This is a genomic window from Mesorhizobium sp. M7A.F.Ca.CA.001.10.2.1, assembly GCF_003998575.1.
Classification (GTDB): domain Bacteria; phylum Pseudomonadota; class Alphaproteobacteria; order Rhizobiales; family Rhizobiaceae; genus Mesorhizobium.
The window spans coordinates 1-21,626 of the sequence record NZ_RZQY01000006.1 but is presented as its reverse complement, the minus strand read 5'-3'; the positions used below and the strand labels follow the sequence as shown (position 1 = coordinate 21,626).

The 21,626-nt window shown below is 62.8% G+C and carries 25 protein-coding genes; 17 read left to right on the top strand and 8 right to left on the bottom strand.

The window, feature by feature from the left end; translation table 11 throughout:
- Positions 1-282: 282 nt before the first annotated feature.
- The 4 genes from EN964_RS00890 to EN964_RS00875 all read left to right on the top strand — a co-directional run bounded on the left by EN964_RS00890 (position 283) and on the right by EN964_RS00875 (position 3,352).
- The gene (locus EN964_RS00890; RefSeq protein ID WP_127270224.1) at positions 283-891 is read left to right on the top strand and encodes a cupin domain-containing protein; all 609 of its coding nucleotides are present in this window, start codon (positions 283-285) and stop codon (positions 889-891) included.
- Positions 881-1,966 (top strand): ABC transporter ATP-binding protein, encoded by a 1,086-nt coding sequence (locus EN964_RS00885; protein WP_127270221.1) that lies wholly within the window; start codon positions 881-883, stop codon positions 1,964-1,966. The genes EN964_RS00890 and EN964_RS00885 overlap by 11 nt, the downstream gene beginning before the upstream one ends.
- Before the next feature lie 283 nt (positions 1,967-2,249).
- A complete protein-coding gene (locus EN964_RS00880; RefSeq protein ID WP_127270218.1) occupies positions 2,250-2,873 on the top strand; it encodes a 2'-5' RNA ligase family protein in 624 nt (207 codons plus the stop codon).
- A 125-nt stretch (positions 2,874-2,998) separates the two neighbouring features.
- On the top strand, positions 2,999-3,352 hold the full coding sequence (locus EN964_RS00875) for a nuclear transport factor 2 family protein (RefSeq protein ID WP_127270215.1): 354 nt from the start codon (positions 2,999-3,001) through the stop codon (positions 3,350-3,352).
- 93 nt (positions 3,353-3,445) lie between these two features.
- Here EN964_RS00875 and EN964_RS00870 read toward each other — a convergent pair whose 3' ends face one another.
- The gene (locus tag EN964_RS00870) at positions 3,446-3,925 is read right to left on the bottom strand and encodes an SRPBCC family protein (protein WP_127270213.1); all 480 of its coding nucleotides are present in this window, start codon (positions 3,923-3,925) and stop codon (positions 3,446-3,448) included.
- Positions 3,922-4,278 (bottom strand): helix-turn-helix transcriptional regulator, encoded by a 357-nt coding sequence (locus EN964_RS00865; protein WP_127270295.1) that lies wholly within the window; start codon positions 4,276-4,278, stop codon positions 3,922-3,924. The genes EN964_RS00870 and EN964_RS00865 overlap by 4 nt, the downstream gene beginning before the upstream one ends.
- Positions 4,279-4,425: 147 nt before the next feature.
- Here EN964_RS00865 and EN964_RS00860 point away from each other — a divergent pair, with 147 nt between their 5' ends.
- Positions 4,426-4,773: an ArsC family reductase gene (locus EN964_RS00860; protein WP_127270294.1), complete on the top strand. Its 348-nt coding sequence runs from the start codon at positions 4,426-4,428 to the stop codon at positions 4,771-4,773.
- 196 nt (positions 4,774-4,969) lie between these two features.
- On the opposite strand, the gene EN964_RS00855 is transcribed toward EN964_RS00860, so the two are convergent.
- From EN964_RS00855 to EN964_RS00845, 3 genes are read right to left on the bottom strand one after another with little or no spacing between them, the layout of a single operon-like run.
- Positions 4,970-5,332 carry a DUF488 domain-containing protein gene (locus EN964_RS00855; RefSeq protein WP_127270292.1) on the bottom strand — a complete coding sequence of 121 codons (363 nt, stop codon included), beginning with the start codon at positions 5,330-5,332 and terminating at the stop codon, positions 4,970-4,972.
- A gap of 16 nt (positions 5,333-5,348) precedes the next feature.
- Positions 5,349-6,605: an aminopeptidase gene (locus EN964_RS00850; RefSeq protein ID WP_127272629.1), complete on the bottom strand. Its 1,257-nt coding sequence runs from the start codon at positions 6,603-6,605 to the stop codon at positions 5,349-5,351.
- Complete coding sequence (locus EN964_RS00845) at positions 6,602-7,594, bottom strand: LysR substrate-binding domain-containing protein (protein WP_127271620.1); 993 nt, start codon at positions 7,592-7,594, stop codon at positions 6,602-6,604. The genes EN964_RS00850 and EN964_RS00845 overlap by 4 nt, the downstream gene beginning before the upstream one ends.
- A gap of 94 nt (positions 7,595-7,688) precedes the next feature.
- On the opposite strand from EN964_RS00845, the gene EN964_RS00840 reads away from it, so the two are divergent.
- The 3 genes from EN964_RS00840 to sbmA all read left to right on the top strand — a co-directional run bounded on the left by EN964_RS00840 (position 7,689) and on the right by sbmA (position 10,559).
- Positions 7,689-7,910 carry a hypothetical protein gene (locus tag EN964_RS00840; RefSeq protein WP_127271618.1) on the top strand — a complete coding sequence of 74 codons (222 nt, stop codon included), beginning with the start codon at positions 7,689-7,691 and terminating at the stop codon, positions 7,908-7,910.
- A 115-nt stretch (positions 7,911-8,025) separates the two neighbouring features.
- A complete protein-coding gene (locus EN964_RS00835; protein ID WP_127272628.1) occupies positions 8,026-9,186 on the top strand; it encodes a YbfB/YjiJ family MFS transporter in 1,161 nt (386 codons plus the stop codon).
- Between the two features lie 113 nt (positions 9,187-9,299).
- Positions 9,300-10,559 carry a peptide antibiotic transporter SbmA gene (gene sbmA, locus EN964_RS00830; protein ID WP_127271341.1) on the top strand — a complete coding sequence of 420 codons (1,260 nt, stop codon included), beginning with the start codon at positions 9,300-9,302 and terminating at the stop codon, positions 10,557-10,559.
- Between the two features lie 36 nt (positions 10,560-10,595).
- Here sbmA and EN964_RS00825 read toward each other — a convergent pair whose 3' ends face one another.
- Complete coding sequence (locus EN964_RS00825; protein WP_127273545.1) at positions 10,596-11,594, bottom strand: polysaccharide deacetylase; 999 nt, start codon at positions 11,592-11,594, stop codon at positions 10,596-10,598.
- A 214-nt stretch (positions 11,595-11,808) separates the two neighbouring features.
- Here EN964_RS00825 and EN964_RS00820 point away from each other — a divergent pair, with 214 nt between their 5' ends.
- Entirely contained in the window at positions 11,809-12,474 is a 666-nt protein-coding gene (locus tag EN964_RS00820; RefSeq protein WP_127272332.1) for a tetratricopeptide repeat protein, read from the top strand.
- On the top strand, positions 12,471-13,904 hold the full coding sequence (gene der, locus EN964_RS00815) for a ribosome biogenesis GTPase Der (protein ID WP_127272331.1): 1,434 nt from the start codon (positions 12,471-12,473) through the stop codon (positions 13,902-13,904). Before EN964_RS00820 ends, der begins: the two co-directional genes overlap by 4 nt.
- 248 nt (positions 13,905-14,152) lie before the next feature.
- Here the strand turns inward: der and EN964_RS00810 are convergent, their stop codons facing one another.
- Positions 14,153-15,061, bottom strand: a complete 909-nt coding sequence (locus tag EN964_RS00810; protein ID WP_027036003.1) for a LysR substrate-binding domain-containing protein — start codon at positions 15,059-15,061, stop codon at positions 14,153-14,155.
- Positions 15,062-15,180: 119 nt separating this feature from the next.
- Between EN964_RS00810 and EN964_RS00805 the strand changes: the two genes are divergently transcribed.
- The 7 genes from EN964_RS00805 (at position 15,181) to EN964_RS00775 (ending at position 20,750) form a co-directional block, all read left to right on the top strand.
- On the top strand, positions 15,181-16,470 hold the full coding sequence (locus tag EN964_RS00805; RefSeq protein WP_127276113.1) for an MFS transporter: 1,290 nt from the start codon (positions 15,181-15,183) through the stop codon (positions 16,468-16,470).
- A 143-nt stretch (positions 16,471-16,613) separates the two neighbouring features.
- The gene (locus EN964_RS00800; RefSeq protein ID WP_127270764.1) at positions 16,614-17,795 is read left to right on the top strand and encodes a cell wall hydrolase; all 1,182 of its coding nucleotides are present in this window, start codon (positions 16,614-16,616) and stop codon (positions 17,793-17,795) included.
- Between the two features lie 254 nt (positions 17,796-18,049).
- Positions 18,050-18,457 carry an AtpZ/AtpI family protein gene (locus EN964_RS00795; protein WP_127272330.1) on the top strand — a complete coding sequence of 136 codons (408 nt, stop codon included), beginning with the start codon at positions 18,050-18,052 and terminating at the stop codon, positions 18,455-18,457.
- A 59-nt stretch (positions 18,458-18,516) separates the two neighbouring features.
- Positions 18,517-19,275 carry a F0F1 ATP synthase subunit A gene (locus EN964_RS00790; RefSeq protein ID WP_013532843.1) on the top strand — a complete coding sequence of 253 codons (759 nt, stop codon included), beginning with the start codon at positions 18,517-18,519 and terminating at the stop codon, positions 19,273-19,275.
- Positions 19,276-19,360: 85 nt separating this feature from the next.
- Positions 19,361-19,585 (top strand): F0F1 ATP synthase subunit C, encoded by a 225-nt coding sequence (locus tag EN964_RS00785; protein ID WP_006206606.1) that lies wholly within the window; start codon positions 19,361-19,363, stop codon positions 19,583-19,585.
- Positions 19,586-19,648: 63 nt separating this feature from the next.
- On the top strand, positions 19,649-20,248 hold the full coding sequence (locus EN964_RS00780) for a F0F1 ATP synthase subunit B (protein ID WP_127272329.1): 600 nt from the start codon (positions 19,649-19,651) through the stop codon (positions 20,246-20,248).
- A gap of 10 nt (positions 20,249-20,258) precedes the next feature.
- Positions 20,259-20,750: a F0F1 ATP synthase subunit B gene (locus tag EN964_RS00775; protein ID WP_127270951.1), complete on the top strand. Its 492-nt coding sequence runs from the start codon at positions 20,259-20,261 to the stop codon at positions 20,748-20,750.
- A 91-nt stretch (positions 20,751-20,841) separates the two neighbouring features.
- On the opposite strand, the gene EN964_RS00770 is transcribed toward EN964_RS00775, so the two are convergent.
- A complete protein-coding gene (locus EN964_RS00770; RefSeq protein ID WP_127276111.1) occupies positions 20,842-21,540 on the bottom strand; it encodes a ribonuclease HII in 699 nt (232 codons plus the stop codon).
- Between the last annotated feature and the right edge of the window lie 86 nt (positions 21,541-21,626).

Genomic DNA, 21,626 nt, shown 5'->3' with positions numbered 1-21,626 from the left:
TCGAGGCGACCAATTGCCGAAGTTTGCGCTGCCCCTCACCTGCCTGCCGGCATCCTCTCCCCGTATAGTGACGGGGAGAGGGACGCTGTCATCGCCCATTTCGCCAATCATCAGCGTTGCAAGGATGGCGCCGGCGTTGCGGCCAGCCACTTCTCCCCGTCACTATACGGGGAGAAGTGCCCGGCAGGGCGATGAGGGGCAGCACTGACGCCCGATAGCTATCCAACCCTGAAGCCGGCCTTGGTCGCCACCGGCCCTAAGCACTGCAATAAGGACTAACAAATGGACATGCTGGACGAACCGGCTGAGAAGCCGAAGGACGATGCCGATGTGCGGGTCGGCCGGCGCGTGCGGGCGCTGCGGCTGGAGCGCAATCTGTCGCTGGCCGATCTTGCGGCAAAAGCTGGTGTGTCGATCGGGGCGCTCAGCCAGATCGAGCGCGGCATGTCCTCGCTGCGCGTCAAGGTGATCTGGCCGCTCGCCGCCGCCCTCGACATCGAGCCGTCGGCGCTGATCGCCGACGGCAACGATGCGGCCAACGATCTCTATTGCGTGCGCGCCGACAAGCGGCGGCAGATCCCGGTGAAGTCGGAAGGCATTGCCAAGGCGCTGCTGTCACCCCCGGGCGCGACGCTGACCGGCATGCTGGTGACGGTGGAAGCCAGCGGCGGCACGGCCGAGGCCTATGCCCATGCCGGCCATGAATTCGGCTTCGTGCTGGCCGGCGAGGTCGAACTGGTGGTGGATTCGACAAATTACGTGCTGAAGGCCGGCGACAGTTTTGCGTTCAAGAGCACGCTTTTGCATGCCTTCCGCAATCCGGGCACCGAGCGTTGCCAGATCCTCTGGGTCAACACCACGAAGCCGTCCGAGGTTCGCGATGGCGCCTGATCCACTCGTGCGGCTGCAGGCGGTCTCGAAGATTTTTCCTGGCGGCATCGTCGGGCTCGACGCCGTCGACCTCGACATTATCAGCGGCGAGTTTGTCACGCTGCTCGGGCCGTCGGGTTGCGGCAAGACCACCAGCCTGCGCGTCATCGCCGGTTTCGAAAGCCCGTCGAGCGGCAAGGTGTTGCTCGATGGTCGCGATATCACGGCCCTTCGGCCCTTCGACCGGCCGGTCAACACCGTGTTCCAGGATTATGCGCTGTTCCCGCACATGAATGTCGCCGAAAATGTCGGCTTCGGTCTGTCACTGCGCAAACTGTCTGGAGCCGAACAGGCAAAGCGAACCGGCGAAGCCCTCGACATGGTCGGTCTCGCCGACAAGCTTGGCGCCCGCGTCTCCGAACTGTCGGGCGGCCAGCGCCAGCGCGTCGCGCTGGCGCGTGCCATCGTCTGCGAACCACGCGTGCTGCTGCTCGACGAGCCGCTGTCGGCGCTCGATGCGCATCTGCGCGAACAGATGCAGGTTGAACTGAAGCGGCTGCAGTCGCGGCTCGGCACCACCTTCGTCATGGTCACCCACGACCAGACCGAAGCGCTGTCGATCTCCGACCGCATCGTCGTCATGAACAAGGGCCGCATCGAGCAGATCGCGCCGCCGGCCACCCTTTACGACCGGCCCGCCACGAAGTTTGTGGCGAGCTTCATCGGCACCATGAATCTCCTGCAATCGCGCTTCGTCGGCCGAGACGGCGATCGCCTGCGCTTCGCCGCCGGCGCCCTGCCGCTGGAGGCTATTTCTGAAACTAGCGAGGCACCTGCCGAGGGCGCCACCCGCACCATCGGCGTGCGTCCGGAGGATTTGCTGGCGATGACCGAGGCCGCGCCCGGCACCGCGCCGGCGCGCGTCAACAGCGTCGTCTTTCACGGTCGCACGCTGCGCCTTCATGCCGAACTCGGGCAGGGCGCGCCTGTTGTCATCGATGCGCCGCGCCAGGCCGAGGGTTCCCAATTCAGCGTCGGAGACGTGGCGCATATCAGCCTGCGCCGTGGTGCCAACTGCCCGGTGCTACCAAGCTAATTTTGTCGACGTTAAATAACCGGAGCACACGCCGCGCGGTGGCTACAAGCCGTCGGTCAACGGCCGGGGGTATGTCGACTGGTCGATCCACGATTTTCGGGAGGTCAGGGCATCATCGGCTACGGATCGTAGGGTTCGGCCCCTGCTCGAAAATGCTTGCTCCGCCGTTAAGCTTGCGGGCGCTGATGCGGAAACCATTAGCGCCGGTTTTGTTTTCACTTGATTCGTTCCCTTTTTGTTCTAAGCTTCTCGGCTTGATACAATCTGCCGGACGAGATCGGTTGTGAGTGGGCAATTTTCATACGGAACCGCGAAGAACGGTCAGACCTTTTTCCGATTTGAAGGACAGAGCCCGATCCGGGAGCCGCATCTGTTTTACGGATTTCTCGTTGAAGACCCGGTCAATGCCATGCTGCGGCGCAGGGCTGAGCACTACAATCAGGAACTGAGATTGCGGGGATGGCTGACGCCAACCGATCAAATGCACATATCCCTGATCGGCCTTGGCGACGGCAAACAGAAGCGTGTGGTGGAGATCGCCCGCCATGTCGGCTTGCTGATGCAAGCCACACCATTCGATGTTTGCTTCGACCGCCTGTCGGCTTTCGGCGGCGGGGCGCTGGTGCTTCGCAGCAGCGACCATTCGCCGACTTTGCAAGCCTTCTGGCGCAAGCTCTCTGCCGTAATTGACGACAGCCCGCTAAAGCCATTCATCACGACCTCGCTGGAGCCACATGTCACGCTGCTTCGCGACAGGAGGGGCGTTCCAAAAGTGCGGGAACGGATCGTTGAGCCGATATCCTGGACAGTGCGGAGTTTTTCGCTGATCCGTAGCCACCAGGGTGAATACAAATGTCCGGCGACCTGGCAATTGACCGGTCAGGACGATTCCCTAGCCGGCATGTGAGAAATCGTCGTCATACAGCCGCTATATCAATCGTCCTGACACGGCTTGTCAGCTGTAGTGCCGGCAATGGTGGCAGGCCAGCAAGCTGTTCCCCATTTGCAGTGCGTCTGACAGGAGGAACACAAATGACCATCGCGGAAATTGCCAAAGATTTCACCGAACTGCTCAAGCAGGGCGATAACGAAGCTGCTGCCGAGAAGTACAATGCCGATGATATCGTCAGTCTCGAAGCCATGGCGGGGCCGATGGCCATCTCCCATGGCAAGGAGGCTCTCAAGCAGAAGGGCCAGTGGTGGCAGGAGAACAACGAAGTGCATGGCGGCTCGGTCGAGGGCCCCTATGTCAACGGAGACCAGTTCGCGGTGCGCTTCAAGTTCGACATCACGCCCAAGGCCACCGGCGAGCGCGTCACCATGGATGAAGTTGGCCTCTACACAGTCAAGAACGGCAAGATCACCGAAGAGCGCTTCTATTATTGAGGCGGAAATGCCACCGGGAGACTGCTCTCTTCGCTCCCGGGTTGAAAACAAGCATGACGGCCAAGACAACGTCCTGGCCGTCATGTGGGAAGATCAGATCGTCTTCACGTACTGCCCAAGCTGATCGGCCACCGTGCCCCAGCCGTTGAAGAAACCCATCTCCTCATGGTTGTTGCGGGTCGCCTCGTCGCGATGGATGGCGGTGGCGGTGTAGCGCGTGCCCTTGCCGTCCGGCTGCAAGGAGATAACAGCGGTGATGAAGGGTTCCCCTGACGGCCGGTAACCCGGCAACAATGCATCCGTCCACACCAGCCGCTCGTTCGGCACGATTTCGAGATAGCAGCAATGGCGGTCGTTGACCTCGGTTCCGTCGGGCGACTGCATGCGCGTGCGGAACAGCCCGCCCGGCCTGAGGTCTATCTCGCAGTCGGTGATCATCCAAGGCTTCGGCGTGAACCATTGCTTGACGTGCTCCGGCGTCGTCAAGGCGCGCCACAGCAATTCGCGCGGCGCATCGATGACGCGCTCCAGCACGAGGTCCAGTCTGGGATCCGGCTTGAGGGGATAGATCATTTTTCTGTCTCCTTGAGGGTCATCACATAGGCGTCGAACTGGTCGAGGCGGCGCTCCCACAGCGTGCGCTGTTCGGCCAGCCAGTTTTCGGCAAGCTTCAGCGGCTCGGGCGCCAGTTGATAGGTCCTGACCCGGCCGGTCTTTTGCGAGCGCACCAGCCCGCAACCTTCGAGGATTTTGAGATGTTCGATGAAGGAGGGCAGGGCCATGTCGAACGGTTGGGCAAGCTCGCTGACCGAGGCAGGGCTGCGGTTCAGCCGCTCCACCACGCGTCGCCGCGTCGGATCGGACAGTGCGCGAAAGATGCCGTCGATCGGCGGAGGGCTCGGAGTTGTGGTCTGAAGGCTTGTCATTGGTTGGTCCTGAGGCGCTGTCAAAATACTTAGGGAAATTCCTTAGTGTTGGCAAGGGCAAAACCGAAGGCATGCCGGGGAGCGCTGGCAAAGCGCGCAGAGCGTCCTTAATCTGCGGTCAGATTCGAAATCGGAAGGGCCACTGTTTTGACGATCATCATGTACGGCATCACCACCTGCGACACGGTCAGGAAGGCGCGCCTCTGGCTGGAAGGCCATGACGTGGCCTACAGGTTTCACGATTTCAGGGCAGAGGGACTGGACGCGAAGCGGCTGGATGGCTGGGCGGGCAAGGTCGGCTGGGAAAAGCTGCTCAACAAGGGTAGCACCACGTTTCGCGAACTGCCGGACAACGACAAGCAGAGCCTCGACGAAAAGAAGGCCAAGGCGCTGATGCTGGCCAAGCCGACCGTGATCAAGCGACCGGTGCTGGAGGTTGGGGATCGGATTCTGGTGGGGTTCAAGGCTGATGTTTATGAGGCGGTGGTGAAGTAGGGCAGCGCATACACCTCACTTCGTCATCCTATGGCGAAGCAAGGAGCGGAGCGACGCAGCGCAGACCATAGGATCCATGCCGTGATCTATCCGTGTTGCAACGGTGCAGATTCTGCTCCGCTGCGCCTTTCGACTGAGGTCGCGGCATGGATCCTCGGGTCAAGCCCGAGGATGACGAAGGTCTGGCTAACGATGGCTAATTGTGAGCGCTTGCGCTGAGATACCCCGCCAGCGCCACCGCATTGTTATGCGCTTCATCATGCGCGCCATAGAGCAGCGTCACCTTGCCGTGGCTGATCAAGCCTCGCAATTCACTCACCGCCTCGCCGTTCCCGTCCAGCTCAGCACGATACCGCTCCTGAAACTCCGGCCAGCGCGCCGGCGCATGGCCGAACCACTTTCGCAGGTCGTCGCTCGGTGCGATGTCCTTCAACCACAGCGTCAGCGCAGCGTCTTCCTTGCTGACACCGCGCGGCCAGATGCGGTCGACCAGAACCCGCTGCCCGTCATCGGGCGCGGGTGGCTCGTAGATACGCTTGACCGCCAGGTCGAAGGCCATCGCACCCTCCGTACGGTCAAGCCCATTCACCCTTGCGCATGACGGGCACGCGGGCGCCGTCCTTGTGGACACCATCGATGTCGATCTTGTCCGAACCGATCATCCAGTCGATGTGGATGAAGCTCTTGTTGCCGCCGCGCGCCGCGATCTCGTCCTGGCTGAGCGAGGCGCCGTCGACGAAGCACTTCGAATAGCACTGGCCGAGCGCGATATGGCAGGCGGCGTTCTCGTCGAACAGCGTGTTGAAGAACAACAGCCCGCTTGCCGAGATCGGCGAGGAATGCGGCACCAGCGCTACTTCGCCGAGGCGGCGCGCGCCCTCATCTGTATCGAGCACCTTCTTCAGCACATCCTCGCCCTTCGATGCCTTGGCCTCGACAATCCTGCCTTCTTCGAAACGCACCGAAATGTCGTCGATCAGCGTGCCCTGGTAGGACAGCGGCTTGGTCGAGGAGACATGACCCTCGACCCGCCTTGCATGCGGCGTGGTGAAGACTTCCTCGGTCGGGATGTTGGGGTTGCAGGTGATGCCGTTCTTGGCGGTCGAGGCGCCGCCCATCCATTCATGGCCGTCCGCCAGTCCAACCGTCAGGTCGGTGCCGGGTCCGGCAAAGTGCAGCGCATGGAAATCATGGCCGTTGAGCCATTCGGTGCGGCTGCGCAGCGCCGCGTTGTGCGCCTTCCAATTGCCGATGGGGTCCTCCACATCGACCCGCGACGCGGCGAAGATGGCGTCGGCGAGCTTCACGACCGCGACATCGTCGGCATCGTCAGGAAAAACCTGCCTGGCCCAGGCGAGGTCCGGATAGGCCACGATGTTCCAGTTGATGTCGAAGCCGGTGATCTTTTCCAGCGCCGGCTGGTAGGCCATCGAATTCGCCTTGTTGGCGCGCGCCACTTTCGCCGGATCCTGAGCCGACAACAGCGATGGATCCTCGCCGCGCACGGCAAGCCTGGCCGCATTGTTGGAAAAGGCGTTCGCCATGCCTTCATAGAGCCAGCCGGCGGCGCGGTCGAAGCTCGCATCGGCGCCGAAGCGGTAGCGGGCCAGCGTCATCTCGTCGTCGTTGAAGATCGGCGTCACCAGCCCGGCGCCGGCCTTGTAGGCGTGCTCGACGATCCGCCTGGTCAACGGCAGTGCCGCGATCGACGAAGTCAGCACCAGATCCTGCCCCGGCTGCAATTGCAGTCCGACCTTGATGGCGACTTCCGCCAGCCTGTCGAGCTTCACCGGGTCGATCGATGCGGAAACGCCGCGCGAATGTGTGGTCATGATCCTGCCTGTCGTAGTTTGATGTCCGACTCTACATAGCTCGGTGCCTCCGTCCTTTCCACCGCGATCGCGCCGGCGGGTTCTGGGTTTACGGACCCGAACCGCGCCATGGTTGCCTCGATCTCTTCCCTGATCCAGACCTTGAAATCACGGACCTTGCGGCTTTCCGCCTTGACGGACGAGGTCACCAGCCAATAGCCGAGCCCGCTCTGGGCGCGGATTCCGAAAGGCGCCACCAGCCGCCCGTCGGTCAGCGCATCCGCGGCAAGCAATTGCCAGCCCAGCATCACGCCATGGCCGGCAATCGCCGATTCCAGGCACAGCATCGGGTCGGTGAAACGCGCACCCTTGAGGAAGGTGACAGGCGGAACGCCTGCTGTCTCGAACCAGCTTTCCCAGTTGATCATTGCCCGCTCGTCGGTGATCGCGCAGGTCTGGGCAAGATCCTCGATCGACTTCAGTTTTTGGGCGATCGCCGGCGCGCAGACCGGGAAGACTTCCTGCGCCAAGAGCAGTTCCGTGCGTCCGCCCGGCCATTTGCCGTCGCCGAGCCGGATGGCGATGTCGATGTCCGAGTGATCGAGATTGGCCAGCCGCACCGAAGCGTCGATGCGCAGCAGCACTTTGGGATGCCGGTCGAAGTGGCGAGATAGTCTGGGCAACAGCCACTTCGAGGCAAAGGCCGGCGCCACCGAAACCACCAATGTGCATTGCGTAGCCTCGTCGGCCAGGGCCACGGCCTGGGAAAGCTCACGAAATCCAGCACCGAGGCGGGCCGCGAAGACGGCGCCGAATTCGGTCAGCACCAGACCGCTCGCCGTTCGCTCGAACAGCGCCTGGCCGAGCTGTTTTTCGGTACGGCTGATCTGCTGGCTGACGGCGCTGACGGAAACGTTGAGCTCACCGGCCGCCGCCGCCAGCGATCCGAGACGGGCAACGGTTTCGACGGCGCGGAGGCCGTTGAGATGGACGCGGTTGAGCATGGCCATTGAGTTTTTCTAAACTGATCCGGCTGAAATCTCAATTGATAGGCATATCGAAACGGCAGATTTTGTCGGGAGAGACAGACCTGTGGAGCCGGAAATGTTAGGGATTTTGTCGTCGTCGCTGAAGGTCTTTTTCACTGCGAGCAGGCCGTATGAGCCGCGCCCGGACGGCGAGGCGCAGAGATGGCTGATCGATCCGCTTTCGCATCCGGTGCTGAACACCATGTCGGAGCGCGAACTGGGCGATGTGCCGTTCAGGCTGACGGCACGGCGGACAGTGCACGAAACGGCTCCGCTACGCGCCGGCGGTCGCTGCTGAGCAGGCGCGAAGCGTTCGGCTTGGGGAAAGTCGAGGCGAGCACCGCGTCCCGCGCACGCACTGGCCCAACAGATGGCGATTGTTTCAGCGATCCCTGCACTTATTGTGCAGTGCAATGACATCGGCCACCTCGACAGCGCTGCGTTTCGCCTTCGCCGGCATGATTGCCATGGCGATTGCCATGGGCATCGGCCGTTTCGTCTACACGCCGATCCTGCCCGGCATGATGCAGGAACTGCATCTGTCGCCGGCCGATGCCGGCTGGATCGCCTCGGCCAACTATCTCGGCTATCTCGTCGGCGCGTTGGCGGCGGCGGGCGGCTGGGCGCATGGGCGCGAGCGCCTGCTGATGCTGGCGGGGCTTGGCGCCAGTGCGGTCCTTGCCGCGCTGATGGGGCTGACCGAAGCGATGGCGGCCTTTCTCGCCATCCGCTTTCTGGCCGGTCTGGCCAGCGCCTTCGTCATGGTGTTCATGGCCAGCATCGTGTTCAGCCATATCGCGGCTGCCGGTCGCAACGACCTGCAGGCCTGGCATTTCGGCGGCGTCGGGCTCGGCATAGCGGCATCGGCGGCGATGATGGCGGTGCTGGTCGCCGAGCATTCGGGCTGGGCGGCAGGCTGGCTATGGTCGGCGGCGATTTCGGCCTGCGGTTTCGTCCTCGTGGCTCTGTTGGTCAATGAGGGTCCGCTCGGCAACGGCGAAGTCCCCCGCGAGCCGGCACTGCGGATGGACCGGTCGTTGGTCAAGGTCATCATCGCCTACGGCCTGTTCGGCTTTGGCTATGTGGTGACGGCGACATTCCTGGTCGCCATCGTCCGGCAAGGCGGCGGCAGCCGCGTCTTCGAGGCCATTGTGTGGATGGTCGCCGGTCTTGCGGGCTTTCCCTCGGTCTGGTTCTGGCAGAAGATCGCGGCGCGGACCGGCCTCTATGCCGCCTATGCGCTGGCGTGCTTCATCGAAGTTGCCGGCGTCACCGCCAGCGTCGCCATCGGCGGCGCCACCGGGCCGCTGCTTGCCGGCGTGCTGCTCGGCGGCACCTTCATTGCCATCACCGCCTTTGGCCTGCAGGCCGCCCGGCAGCAGGCGCCAAGCGCGCCGCGCCGGATCTTTGCCCTGATGACGGCTGCGTTCGGCCTTGGCCAGATCATCGGGCCGGTCGCGGCCGGATTTCTGGCGCAAATGTCCGGCGATTTCTTCCTCGCCTCGATCACCGCCGCAATCGTGCTGGTCGTCTCCGGCGCCATCACATGGTCGGCTGCGCCAAAATCGCCATGATTGTGGGCTTGCTGTGCCGGGCATCGGGCACAGGCATTTTCTTTCCTACTAATGTGTGACTTTATGCCCGCTGCCGTCAGCTGATTTGCGCCTAGATCGAGGAATTCGCCACAGTGTTCGTATCCTTTTTCCCGCAGCCGAAGCTCTTCTTCTCTTCGGCCGCCCTCTGGAGCCTTGCGGCAATCCTGTTCTGGTTTTTCGGTGGTGAACAATTGGGGGCGGTTTTCGGATTGCCGCCCGCAGTGGCCGGTGCGCCGCCCATCATCGGCATCGCGATCCTCATGTCGCCGCCGTTTCTATGGTTTTATCTCTATTTCGTGTTCTGCGTGGCCGTCTTCTACGCATTCTGGAGCTGGTATTCGCCGCATCCGTGGCAGCGCTGGTCGATCCTGATGACCGCGGTCATCCTGTTCTTCATCTATTTCAATGTGCAGGTCAGTGTCGCCGTCAACGCCTGGTACGGACCATTCTTCGACTATGTGCAGGGACTGATGTCGGGGACTGGAAAGTCGACCAACAGCGAATTTTATATCGGATTGGCGGATTTTTCGTGGCTCGCGCTGGTCGGCATGAATGTGCAGGTGGTCAATGCCTTCATCGTCAGCCACTGGATTTTCCGCTGGCGCACGGCGATGAACAATTATTTCGTCGAGAATTGGAGCAGGCTACGCCATATCGAGGGTGCCTCGCAGCGTATCCAGGAAGACACGATGCGGTTCTCGCAGATCATGGAAGACCTCGGCTCCAGCTTCGTCCAGTCGATCATGACATTGATCGCATTCCTGCCGGTCATGATCCAGTTGCAGGCCCATATCACTGAGTTGCCGATTATCGGCGCGATCCCGCAGCCATTGGTTGTCGCGGCCCTTGCCTGGTGTCTGTTCGGGACGATCTCGGTCATGGTTGCCGGTCTGAAACTTCCAGGGCTGCAGTTCCGCAACCAGCGTGTCGAAGCCGCCTACCGCAAGGAACTCGTCTACGGCGAGGATCATGCGGACCGCGCCCAGCCGGCCACCACCGCCGAGCTGTTCGAGAATGTTCGTCACAATTATTTCAGGCTGTATTTCCACTACATCTATTTCAACGTCGTCCGTTACACCTACCTGCAGGCCGACAACATTTTCTCGCTGCTGATCCTTGGTCCCTCACTGGTGGCGCACAAGATAACGTTCGGCGCGCTGAACCAGATTTCGAACGCATTCGGCAAGGTGACGGGGTCGCTGCAGTTTCTGCTCTCCTCCTGGTCGACCATCGTCGAGCTGCAATCTGTCCACAAGCGCCTGCGTGCCTTCGAAGCGACGCTGCAAGGCGAGCCATTGCCTGAAATCGACCAGCGCTATCTGGCAAGACAGAGCGCCGAGGACCCAGCCTAAAAACCGAGGCTTTGGAAATCGAACCGGGTTGGCGGCTCAGCCGCCGACCGAGACCTGCCTTTGGCCAGCGTCCTGTCGCGAAACATAATCGCGAAAACTGATGCATTCGACATCGGCTTTGACGCAGACGTCGCCGGCAAAGCGCTCCAGCGCGTTCCAGTAGGCGCCGTCATTCATCAGCGCGAAGTGGAAGCCGAGCTCAAGCGGAATGCGCTTGCCGGCATACTGCTTGTCGAAGGCGGCGCGAAAGGCAGCATAGGTCCGGTTGGCGAACTCGTCCGCCTGGCTTGGCCGCTCGAAGCCGCCGGAATGCCTGACATAGAGATTGTAGTCCATGGCGATCACCGGCCGTGACTTCGGTCCTTCCGGAATCTGCGGCAGCGAAAAGTGCACGATGCCGTTGCTGGCCGTCGGTCGGGCAGGGCCTTGCGAGACGCCGCTGGCATCGAATTGATATCCGGCCGCCGGCAGCGCTTCATAGAGCGCCTTGCCGGTCGACAGATACGGCGCGCGAAAGCCGACCACCGCATGCCGCGCGAAATCGCGCCAGCCCTGTGGTTCGGGTGCAATGCCGTTGATCGCATAGGCGTTCTCGAGAATGTGCTCGAACGAACTGAACTCTTTCAGCCAGTCGGCCTTGCTCCAGTCCTTGCCGTCGAAATGGCCACAGCCATGGCTGGCGATATCGTGGCCTTCATGCGCGGCAAGGCCGATCTGTTCGAGTCGCTCGGTGACTTCCTGCTTCGAGGCGGCAAAGCCGATGTTGGATTTGCCGGCGCCTTTGCCCGGTGCGGTGTATTCCTTGCGTGTCTCCGTTGACAGCAGGAAGACGCAGGAGAGAAAATAGGTGAAGTGCGCGCCGGTGCGCTCAGCCAGTGCCCGGCTGCGTTTCCACTGCGAAATGTCGCGGGCACTGTCGAACGAGATGATGACGACCTGTTTCGGCTTTGCCGGCGCCGGTGGATCGGCCAAAGCCCCACCGGCAGCGGCGAGTGCCGCAAGCGAAAACGCAACAACGCGGAACGGACGAAGCATAGGCAATCTGATCTTCACTCGGGGAATGTCTGCAAGCCGGCTATCGCCTAAATGTGGCGTGGGTGCGATTGGTCTTTTCGGCTGCCTGTCCGGGGCAAACATCCGTTTGCCCCGGACAATAGGCGATTTTCCGGTTGAACCCCTTCCATGCCGGCAAAATTTCGCTAAAACGCGGGCTGACAAAGGGCCCGACCGGGCAGGAATGGTTTGATTGATGTCCGACGACAGTTTTATCCGTGAAGTCAACGACGAGATCCGTCGCGAGCAGGCACAGGCGCTGTGGGACCGTTTTGGCCCGGCCTTGATTGTCGTTGCGGTCCTCGTGGTGCTCGGCACTGCCGCCTTCGTCGGCTATCGCTATTGGGACGAGACGCGCGCCAACCGCTCGGGCGATGCGTTCTCGCAGGCGCTGAAGCTCGCCAATGACGGCAAGAACGATGAGGCGCTGACTGCGCTCGATCAGTTGGAGAAGGATGGCTACGGCGCCTATCCGCTGCTCGCCCGCATGCGCGGCGCGACCGTCAAAGCGAACAAGGGCGATGTCCCCGCCGCCGTCAAGGATTTCGACGAAGTCGCCGCGGATACGGCCATTCCCCAGGGAATTCGCGACATGGCGCGGCTGCGGGCAGCACTGCTGCTCGTCGACCATGGTTCCTTTGCCGACGTCTCCAGCCGTGTCGAGGCGCTGACATCCGACACCAACACGCTACGCCACACGGCGCGCGAGGCACTCGGCCTTTCCGCCTGGAAGGAAGGCAAGACGCAGGATGCGCTGAAACTGTTCGACCAGATCGCCGCCGATGACGGCGCGCCGCGCAACACCCGCGAGCGCGCAACATTGATGTCCGAGCTGATCCGCGGGTCGGGCAGTGCGTCGTGACCTTCAAAGTCGCCATCATCGGCAGACCTAACGTCGGCAAATCGACTCTTTTCAATCGGCTGGTGGGAAGGAAGCTGGCGCTCGTCGACGACACGCCGGGCGTCACCCGCGACCGTCGCGTCCATGCCGCCAAGCTTTACGACCTGCATTTCGACGTCATCGACACCGCCGGCTTCGAGGACGCGGGCGCCTCGACCTTGCCCGGCCGCATGCGTGCGCAGACCGAGATCGCCATCCGGGATGCCGACCTGATCTTCTTCACCATCGACGCCAAGTCCGGCCTGTTGCCCGACGACAGGACCTTCGCCGAGATCGTGCGCAAGTCCGGCAAGCCGGTCGTGCTGGTCGCCAACAAGGCCGAGGCCAAGGGCGCCCAGGGCGGCATGCTGGAGGCCTGGGAACTCGGCCTTGGCGAGCCGATCCCGGTTTCGGCCGAGCATGGCCAGGGCTTGCCTGACCTGCGCGACGCCGTGATCGGCGCGCTCGGCGAAGCGCGCGCCTTCGGCGAAGAAGAAGATGGCGAAGACGAAGACGTCGCTGCCGGCGAGGTGCTGATCGGCGAGGATATCGCCGATCCGGATGCCGAGCACACCTATGACGACACCAAGCCGATGCGCATTGCCGTCGTCGGCCGTCCCAATGCCGGCAAGTCGACGCTGATCAACGCGCTGATCGGCGAAGAGCGGCTGCTCACCGGACCGGAAGCCGGCATTACCCGTGATTCGATCTCGGTCGATTGGGATTGGCATGGTCGCCGCCTGAAATTGTTCGACACAGCCGGCATGCGCCGCAAGGCCAGGATTCATGAAAAGCTGGAAGTGATGTCGGTGCAGGACGGTCTGCGCGCCATCCGGTTTGCCGAGATCGTCATCATCGTGCTCGACGCCACCATCCCCTTCGAGAAGCAGGATCTGCAGATCGCCGACCTGATCATCAGGGAAGGCCGGGCGCCGGTGATCGCCTTCAACAAATGGGATCTGATCGACCATCCCCAGGAACTTCTGGCCGAACTGCGAGAGAAGACGGAACGGCTTCTTCCCCAGGCGCGCGGCCTCCAGGCCGTACCTGTCTCCGGCGAGACCGGGCGCGGCCTCGACAAGCTGATGGATGCCGTCATCAGGACGCACAAGGTGTGGAACAGCCGCGTCTCGACCGGCAAGCTCAACCGTTGGCTGGAAGGCATCCTGGCACACCACCCGCCGCCTGCCGTGGCCGGGCGCCGGCTGAAGGTCAAATACGTCACCCAGGCCAAGACCCGGCCGCCGGGTTTCGTTGTCCAGTGCTCGCGGCCCGATGCGATGCCGCAATCCTATGTCCGCTATCTCTCCAACAGCCTGCGCGAAGCCTTCGACATGCCCGGCGTGCCGATCCGCATCGCGCTGCGCACGTCGGACAATCCATTCGCCGGCAGGTCCAACAAGCGCAAATAAGCGGTCGGGCTCGAATGAGCCTCTTTGCTCGCGGGAATTCTCCGCAAAGTTGGCGGGACAGCACCCCCCTCTGGCCTGCCGGCCATCTCCCCCGCAAGGAGGGAGATCAGCAGTTCGTTCTGACGGCGCCTTTCTTGCAACGTTGAAGATTCGCGAGAGCACTCGCGACATCCAATCTCCCCCCTTGCGGGGGAGATGTCCGCAGGACAGAGGGGACGGAACGCGACACTGGATACCTTTCCGGCTGTCTAAGCGACCTCCTTCAACCGCTCGTCCCGTGGCAGCGCCTGCAACGCCGCCTGCAACAATATGTCGGCTAGCCGCGCTGCCACCGGATCCAGTTCAGCATCCTTCTGGTGCAGCACCAACGCCATTTTGGGCAATGCCGGCAGCCCGGCGATCTCCGGCGTCATTGCGCTGACGCTGGCCGGCAGGCCGATGTCGGTGCGGATCGTCAGCCCCAGCCCCGCCGCCACCGCTGCCCAGATGCCGCCAAGGCTCGGGCTGGAAAAGGCCATCCGCCACGACAGCCCGGCGCGGTCGAGCGTTTCGGTTGCCACCGTGCGCAGAAGGCATGGCGCTTCGAGCGCCACCAGCGGCAGCGGCTCACCGTCGCGCAGGCTGGTCTCGATGCGCTTTGCCGGCCCGATCCAGCGCATCGGCACATCGGCGACATGCTGGCTGTAGGGCAGCGTTTCGCCGCAGTGCCAGGCGAGCGCGATGTCGAGGCTGCCTGACATGACCCTTTCGGCAAGGTCGTGGCTGCGTGCGATCCTGGCTTCGATCTTCACCTTGGGGTGCGCCCGGGCAAATCGGCCGAGCACGTCCGGCAGCACCGCCTCGCCGAAATCTTCCTGCAAGCCGAGCCGTACCCAGCCTTCCAGCTCGACATCGTGGATGGCGGATGCCGCCTCGTCATTCAATTCGATCAGCCGGCGCGCATAGCCGAGCATGGTCTCGCCGGCCTCGGTCAAAGCGAGGCCGCGTCCTGATTTGCGGAAGATCGGCGTCGCCGCCTGTTCTTCCAGTTTCTTCAATTGCGCGCTGACCGCCGACGTCGACCGGCCAAGCCGGTCAGCCGCCTTGGCAAAGCTGCCCAGCTCCATACCGGTGACGAAACTGCGCAGGACGTCGAGGTCGAAAGTTACGCGTCGCATATCTGAAGTCCCGATTTTCAGGATTGTAAGTTCAAAACTTCCTGATTTTCAGGATGAAATTATGGCGGTAGGGACAGATCGTCAAGGCCGGACCACTGGCCAGCACGGGAAATGAAATCATGTCCGCCATCGTCAATTGCACCGATCGGCAGTCGCCGAAGCTCCTGGAAGATACCGGTTCCGCCGGGAGGGTTTTCAAGCCGGGCCATCGCTGGAAGGTTCTGGGCATCGGCGTTGCCGCCAATGCCGCCTTCTCGGCTACGTTCTCCGGCATCCCGGCGACGGCGGTCGTTCTTCGCCAGGGCTATCATTTGGGCAATGCCGAGCTCGGCCTGGCGCTCGGCCTTCTCGGGCTGGGGGTCGCGCTCAGCGAACTGCCCTGGGGTTTGCTCACCGATCGCTGGGGCGACCGCCGCGTGCTCCTGATCGGGCTCTGCGCGACGGCGGCGTGGCTCCTGGTCATGGCGATGCTGGTTGTGCCGACAAAGTCCGGTATTCCCGGCGTCACGCTGCTCTCCGCGAGCCTGCTCATCACCGGACTGCTCGGCGGCAGCGTCAACGGTTCGAGCGGCCGCGCCATCATGGGCTGGTTTCGGGAAAACGAGCGCGGCTTCGCCATGAGCGTCAGGCAGACGGCGGTGCCGCTTGGCGGTGGCCTTGGCGCGCTCGTGCTGCCCTCGCTTGCGCTGGCTTTCGGCTTTGGCGCGGTGTTCGGGGTGCTGGCGGGCGCATCCGCTCTGTCTGCCCTGTTCGCCTGGCGCTGGCTGCACGAGCCGCCGACGGCGGGCGAGGGCCATCTCGCTTCGGCTGTGGCCGGACCGGCGCCGCTGCGCAATCGCGATGTCTGGCGTATCGCGACCGCCATCGGCCTGCTCTGCTTTCCGCAGGTGGCCGTGCTCCCCTTCGCTTCCGTGTTCCTGCACGATTTCGTTGGGTTGGGAACGGCGGCAATCGGCGCGAGCCTCGCCGCCGTTCAGATCGGCGCCATGGTCATGCGCATCTGGAGCGGCCGCTTCACCGACCGTCACGGCAACCGCCGCCAATTTCTTCGCTTGTGCAGCGCGTTCAGCGCCCTTGCCTTCGCCATGCTTTGGCTGCTGGTCCTGTTCGGCCCAACCGTTCCGGGCGGCCAGCTCATCTGGTTGGCGGTCCTTCCAGTCGTGCTAATTGTCGCAGGCATCTCGGTCTCTTCCTGGCACGGCGTCGCCTACACCGAGCTTGCCACCCTTGCCGGGGCCAGCCATGTCGGGACCGCGCTCAGCCTTGCCAACACCTTTGTTTTCGTAGGCTTCTTCCTGGTGCCGGTGGCCATTCCGGGGCTCTTGCACCTTTGGTCTTGGTCCGGCGTCTGGCTGGCGGCCGCCATCTGCGCGCTGATCGCCCGGCCGATCTTCCTGCGTCCGGCCTGAGTTCGGCCGCAAAACCGCCCGACTTCGGAACCACGACCTGAAGCCGGCTGAGAACAATCCGATCGAAGCCGTTAACGTCCCATCAAGGTTAATGCATCATTTTGCTCTCCAGTGGGGTCTGTCGCGTTCCTGGAGAGTGTTCCGTGCATCGACGTGTGTTGAAGCGGCTGGTTGCCGCCGCCGGTGAGAGAAGACGTGGCTTTCTGCCCCCGTTCGTCATCGGTCTCGGCATCTGGATCGGCTTTCCGACCATCGTCGCCTATCAGGACATGACGAGCCTTGTCTCCGGCCTCGAAGCGAACACCCGCTGGAATTCCTATGTCGAGAAATCCGTCGCCGGCTCGACCCATGCGGCCGAGATGCCCTTTGTCGATTCTGATGTCACCGGCTCCATCTCCGGATCGGGTGTCCACCTGGCCGGTGTCGGCAACGTGTCGTTTCGCGGCAAGGGCGGCAAGGTCAGCGGCACGCCCGATGAGGACCGCGTCGTGCGCGCCGAGAAGAAAGGGCGCATCGTCCAGATGTCTCCCGTCGCACCGCCGAAGAACTTCAACGCCGGCTCGATCTTCGAGCGCACCTCCTCCTTGCTGCGGCCCAGCATGGACAGCGGCCTGAAAATGGCTTTCGCCAAGCCGCAGATCAAAGGCAAGGAAATCCAGATCGCCGCGGCATTCCATGCGCGCGAGGACAGGAAGCCGGATCCCGGCGTGCCGGCCATGCTGGCAGCGCTGGTCAACAACGACCATCCGGACGTGCTGGCCACCGCCTACGCGCAGTCCGAGCCTGACTATGCCAAGGCATCGCCCTTCGAAGCCCTGCTTCAGGACGAGCAGCCCAATGAGGGCCGCTTCATTCCGCCGATGGCCAAGGGCGATCATTCGTGGATCCAGAACCCGCTGCCCGCCAGTGTCTTCTCCCAGAAGGAGCAGGCATGCCTTGCCAACGGCATCTATTTCGAGGCGAGGAGCGAATCCGTGCGCGGCCAGGCCGCCGTCGCCCAGGTCATCCTCAACCGCGTCCGCAACCCGACCTATCCGAATTCGATCTGCGGCGTCGTCTACCAGAACGACAGCTGGTTCAACCGCTGCCAGTTCTCCTTCGCCTGCGACGGCAGGAAGAAGCGCATCGATAGCCCAGCCGCCTACAAGACCGCCAAGGAGATCGCCATGGCCGTCACTGCCGGCAAGATCTTCATCCCGGAGGTCGGATCGTCGACCCACTACTATGCGCAATATGTCCATCCCGGCTGGGCGCGCACGATGCAGAAGATGACCAAGATCGGCCTGCATATCTTCTATCGGACCTATGGCGGCGGCTGGAGCTGAGTGCGGAGTAGCCGCTGATCTTTGATGTGGCGCGCAGCCGATCAAAGGGCCATTGCGCGGGGGATTCGCGCCATGCATCTTCGTCATCATGGCGGGCACGATGTCGCACCTTTCTAATTCATTGATTTTATTGCCTAAAATACATGGCAATGAACTTCCGCCCGTGGCTTGACGGGCGCAAACCCTCTAACTATGTTGCCGGCGACTTTAGAAGCGGACGGACGGTGACGGTCTGACCGGGCAGGGGGGGTGCGATGGCCGACAAGAATGGGCCAGACGGAACCGGAAAAACCGGCCGCGGCAATCAGCATGAGCCCGACATCCGCGACGACGATCTTGAGCGCCGCCGCCGTGACCTTGAAGCTTCGCTTGCGACAAGGCGGCCGGGCCGGCTCGAGGGGAAAGACGACGCGAAAGCGGGCAGTGTGGCCGGTTACGGTCAGGCGCTCAAACTCTCCAGCGAATTTATCGCCGGGGTGGTGGTGGGTGCCGGCATCGGCTGGATCATCGACCGTCTGGCGGGGACATCGCCATGGGGTCTGATCGTGTTTCTGCTGCTTGGTTTTGGCGCCGGAGTGCTCAATGTGATGCGTTCCGCCGGCGTTGTGGCAGAATTTGGACAGGGCGATAAATCGCGCCGTGGCCAAGACGACAAGAAATGACCGCGCACCATGTGCGGTAATGGTAACGAGGCCGTACGCGGCATTGACGGGGTTTGAACGTGGCAGCTGACAAGGTCGATCCGATCCACCAGTTCCATATCAACAAGCTGATTCCGATCGACATCGGGGGCTATGACCTGTCTTTCACCAATTCGGCACTGTTCATGGTCGCAACCGTTATCGTCGCGGCTGGATTCCTGTTTCTCACGACGTCAAGCCGCAGCCTGGTTCCCGGGCGGCTTCAGTCGGTCTCCGAGATGGCCTACGAGTTCGTCGGCAACATGTTGCGCGATGCCGCCGGCACGCAAGGCATGAAGTTCTTCCCTCTCGTGTTCTCGCTGTTCATGTTCGTGCTCGTCGCCAATCTGCTTGGCCTGTTCCCGTATTTCTTCACCGTCACCAGCCACATCATCGTCACCTTCGGCCTTGCCGTGCTGGTGATCGCAACCGTGGTCGTCTACGGCTTCATGAAGCATGGTCTCGGCTTCCTGAAACTGTTCGTGCCGCATGGCGTGCCGGTCTTCCTGCTGCCACTGGTGGTGCTGATCGAAGTGATCTCCTTCGTGTCGCGCCCGGTCAGCCTCTCGGTTCGTCTGTTCGCCAACATGCTCGCCGGCCACATCACGCTGAAAGTGTTTTCCGGCTTCGTGGTCAGCCTGAGCGCGCTCGGCGCGGTCGGCGTCGCCGGCTCGATCCTGCCTCTGGCGATGGCGGTGGCGCTGACGGCACTGGAACTGCTGGTCGCCTTCCTGCAGGCCTACGTCTTTGCCGTGTTGACCTGCATGTATCTCAACGACGCCCTGCACCCCGGGCACTAGGTCCAAAAGTTTCCGGCCCAAGAATTTCCAACATTGGCGCCGGATGGAATCGCAACGGAATTTTAGATCCAAAGGAGTTGAACAAATGGACGCAGAAGCAGCAAAGTACATCGGCGCCGGCATCGCTTGCCTGGGCATGGGTGGTGCGGGCATTGGCCTCGGCAACATCTTCGGCAGCTACCTCGCGGGCGCACTGCGCAACCCGTCGGCTGCCGATGGCCAGTTCGGCCGCCTGATCTTCGGTTTCGCCGTGACCGAAGCTCTGGGCATCTTCTCGCTTCTCATCGCGCTTCTGGCCCTGTTCGGCTGAGCACTCGGGAAGATTGGACAGGCCGGCCGCGCGAGCGGCGGGCCTGAATTTCGGGGATAGTCCATGTTCGTGACATCTGCCTTTGCGCAAGAGTCCGCGCCATCAGCCGATACCAGCCACGCTGCTACGGAAGGCGACACGCATTCCAGCACCGGTGTGCCTGCTGAAGCGCATGGCACGTTTCCGCCATTCGATCCGGCGACGTTCCCGTCGCAGCTTCTGTGGCTGGCGATCACCTTCGGGCTGTTCTATCTCTTCCTGAAGCGGGTTGTGATGCCGCGCGTCGGCGGCATCATCGATGTCCGCAACGATCGCATCACGCAGGATCTCGATCAGGCGGCCAAGTTGAAGGGCGAGGCCGACGCTGCCGTTGCTGCCTACGAGCAGGAACTGGCGGAAGCCAAGACCAAGGCCAACGCGATCGGCCAGCAGGCCAACGACGCGGCTAAGGCCGAGGCCGACACCGCTCGCAAGAAGGTCGAGGCCGCGCTCGACGCCAAGCTTGGCGAAGCCGAGGCCCGCATCTCTTCCATCAAGGCCAATGCCATGAAGGAAGTCGGCAGCATCGCCGAGGACACCGCTTCGGCGATTGTCGAAGCCCTGGTTGGCGGCAAGGCCAGCAAGGCAGAGATCGCGGCCGCGGTCAAATCCGTGGCCCGGTGAGGAGCGCATCATGGACGCCACATCTCTCGCGACGCTCTGGGCCACGGTTGCCCTGGTCATCTTCCTGGGCATTGCCGTCTACATCAAGGTGCCTCGCCTGATCGCCAAGGCGCTCGACGCCCGCGCCGAAAGGATCAGCAACGAACTCGACGAAGCGCGCCGGCTGCGCGAGGAAGCCCAGCAACTGCTTGGCCAGTATCAGCGCAAGCGCAAGGAAGCCGAGCAGGAGGCCGCCGACATCGTCGCCGCCGCCAAGCGCGAAGCCGACTTGCTTGCCGCCGAAGCGCACAAGAAGACCGAGGACTATGTTGTCAGGCGCACCGCGCTTGCCGAGCAGAAGATCGGCCAGGCCGAGCGTGACGCCATCAGCGAAGTCCGCGCCAGCGCCGTCGACATCGCCGTAGAGGCAGCGCGCGCGCTGCTTGCCGGCAAGATCGACGCCAAGGCCGGTGCCGATCTGTTCAAGGCATCGCTTGCGGACGTGAAGTCGAAGCTGAACTAGAGGGTCCCGCTAGCCAATCATCGAAAGCCGCCCGGGCAACCTGGCGGCTTTTTGTTGTGGGCGGGGATAATCTCCCCCTCGAGGGGGGAGATCAGCTATCCATTCCGACGAAGCTCTCTTCCTCGACCACTTCAGCGCCACCCAGCCTGAACGGCGAAAACGATACGCGATGCAGCCGCGCCACCGGGCCATGCGCCTCGATTGCCGTGCGATGGCGAAGCGTGGCGTAGCCCATATGGACTTCGAAGCCGTAACGGTCGTGATGGTTGCCGCAGCCGCACATCATGCGATCACGCATCACCTTGGCGACGATCGAGGCGGCGGCGATCGACTGCGAACGCTGGTCGCCCTTGATCAGCGCGCGCCCTTCACAAGGCAGGCCAGGCGGCACGTCGCGTCCATCGGCAAGGGCGAGCTTCGGTCTGACCGACAGCCCTACCAGGGCGCGGCGCATGGCTTCCAGGCTTGCCTTGAGGATGTTGCTGCCGTCGATACCCTCGGCACTGATGGAGGCCATTGAGACCGCCTGCGCAGAGACGAGAATTCGCAGGAACAAGGCTTCACGCTGCAGATGGCTGAGGCGCTTGGAATCGTCGAGGCCGTCGGGAATGTTGGCGGGATCGAGCACCACGGCCGCGGCGACTACCGGCCCGGCCAGGGGGCCACGGCCGGCCTCGTCCATCCCGGCAACCGGCCACAGGCCCTCCGCCATCGCCTTCGTCTCGAAGGAGAAGTCGGGCTTCTCGATGATCTCAAAGAGAGGCGGAGAATCAGAACGCGCGCGAGCCATGTTGCGGCGAGGTTCGCATCGGCTCTGATTCTCCGCAAGTCCCTCCGGGTCGGGTGGGGCGCCGGACCGGGAGGGCACCGTCTGCA

Excerpts from the sequence above, each read along its gene's own strand:
- EN964_RS00805 (WP_127276113.1), top strand. The coding sequence starts at position 15,181 with ATGTCCGCCATCGTCAATTGCACCGATCGGCAGTCGCCGAAGCTCCTG.
- EN964_RS00845 (WP_127271620.1), bottom strand. The coding sequence starts at position 7,594 with ATGGCCATGCTCAACCGCGTCCATCTCAACGGCCTCCGCGCCGTCGAA.
- EN964_RS00840 (WP_127271618.1), top strand. The coding sequence starts at position 7,689 with ATGTTAGGGATTTTGTCGTCGTCGCTGAAGGTCTTTTTCACTGCGAGC.
- EN964_RS00850 (WP_127272629.1), bottom strand. The coding sequence starts at position 6,605 with ATGACCACACATTCGCGCGGCGTTTCCGCATCGATCGACCCGGTGAAG.
- EN964_RS00865 (WP_127270295.1), bottom strand. The coding sequence starts at position 4,278 with ATGACAAGCCTTCAGACCACAACTCCGAGCCCTCCGCCGATCGACGGC.
- EN964_RS00870 (WP_127270213.1), bottom strand. The coding sequence starts at position 3,925 with ATGATCTATCCCCTCAAGCCGGATCCCAGACTGGACCTCGTGCTGGAG.
- EN964_RS00795 (WP_127272330.1), top strand. The coding sequence starts at position 18,050 with ATGGCCGACAAGAATGGGCCAGACGGAACCGGAAAAACCGGCCGCGGC.
- EN964_RS00885 (WP_127270221.1), top strand. The coding sequence starts at position 881 with ATGGCGCCTGATCCACTCGTGCGGCTGCAGGCGGTCTCGAAGATTTTT.
- EN964_RS00780 (WP_127272329.1), top strand. The coding sequence starts at position 19,649 with ATGTTCGTGACATCTGCCTTTGCGCAAGAGTCCGCGCCATCAGCCGAT.
- EN964_RS00835 (WP_127272628.1), top strand. The coding sequence starts at position 8,026 with ATGACATCGGCCACCTCGACAGCGCTGCGTTTCGCCTTCGCCGGCATG.
- EN964_RS00875 (WP_127270215.1), top strand. The coding sequence starts at position 2,999 with ATGACCATCGCGGAAATTGCCAAAGATTTCACCGAACTGCTCAAGCAG.
- EN964_RS00770 (WP_127276111.1), bottom strand. The coding sequence starts at position 21,540 with ATGGCTCGCGCGCGTTCTGATTCTCCGCCTCTCTTTGAGATCATCGAG.
- EN964_RS00825 (WP_127273545.1), bottom strand. The coding sequence starts at position 11,594 with ATGCTTCGTCCGTTCCGCGTTGTTGCGTTTTCGCTTGCGGCACTCGCC.
- EN964_RS00785 (WP_006206606.1), top strand. The coding sequence starts at position 19,361 with ATGGACGCAGAAGCAGCAAAGTACATCGGCGCCGGCATCGCTTGCCTG.
- EN964_RS00890 (WP_127270224.1), top strand. The coding sequence starts at position 283 with ATGGACATGCTGGACGAACCGGCTGAGAAGCCGAAGGACGATGCCGAT.
- EN964_RS00855 (WP_127270292.1), bottom strand. The coding sequence starts at position 5,332 with ATGGCCTTCGACCTGGCGGTCAAGCGTATCTACGAGCCACCCGCGCCC.
- EN964_RS00810 (WP_027036003.1), bottom strand. The coding sequence starts at position 15,061 with ATGCGACGCGTAACTTTCGACCTCGACGTCCTGCGCAGTTTCGTCACC.
- EN964_RS00820 (WP_127272332.1), top strand. The coding sequence starts at position 11,809 with ATGTCCGACGACAGTTTTATCCGTGAAGTCAACGACGAGATCCGTCGC.
- EN964_RS00775 (WP_127270951.1), top strand. The coding sequence starts at position 20,259 with ATGGACGCCACATCTCTCGCGACGCTCTGGGCCACGGTTGCCCTGGTC.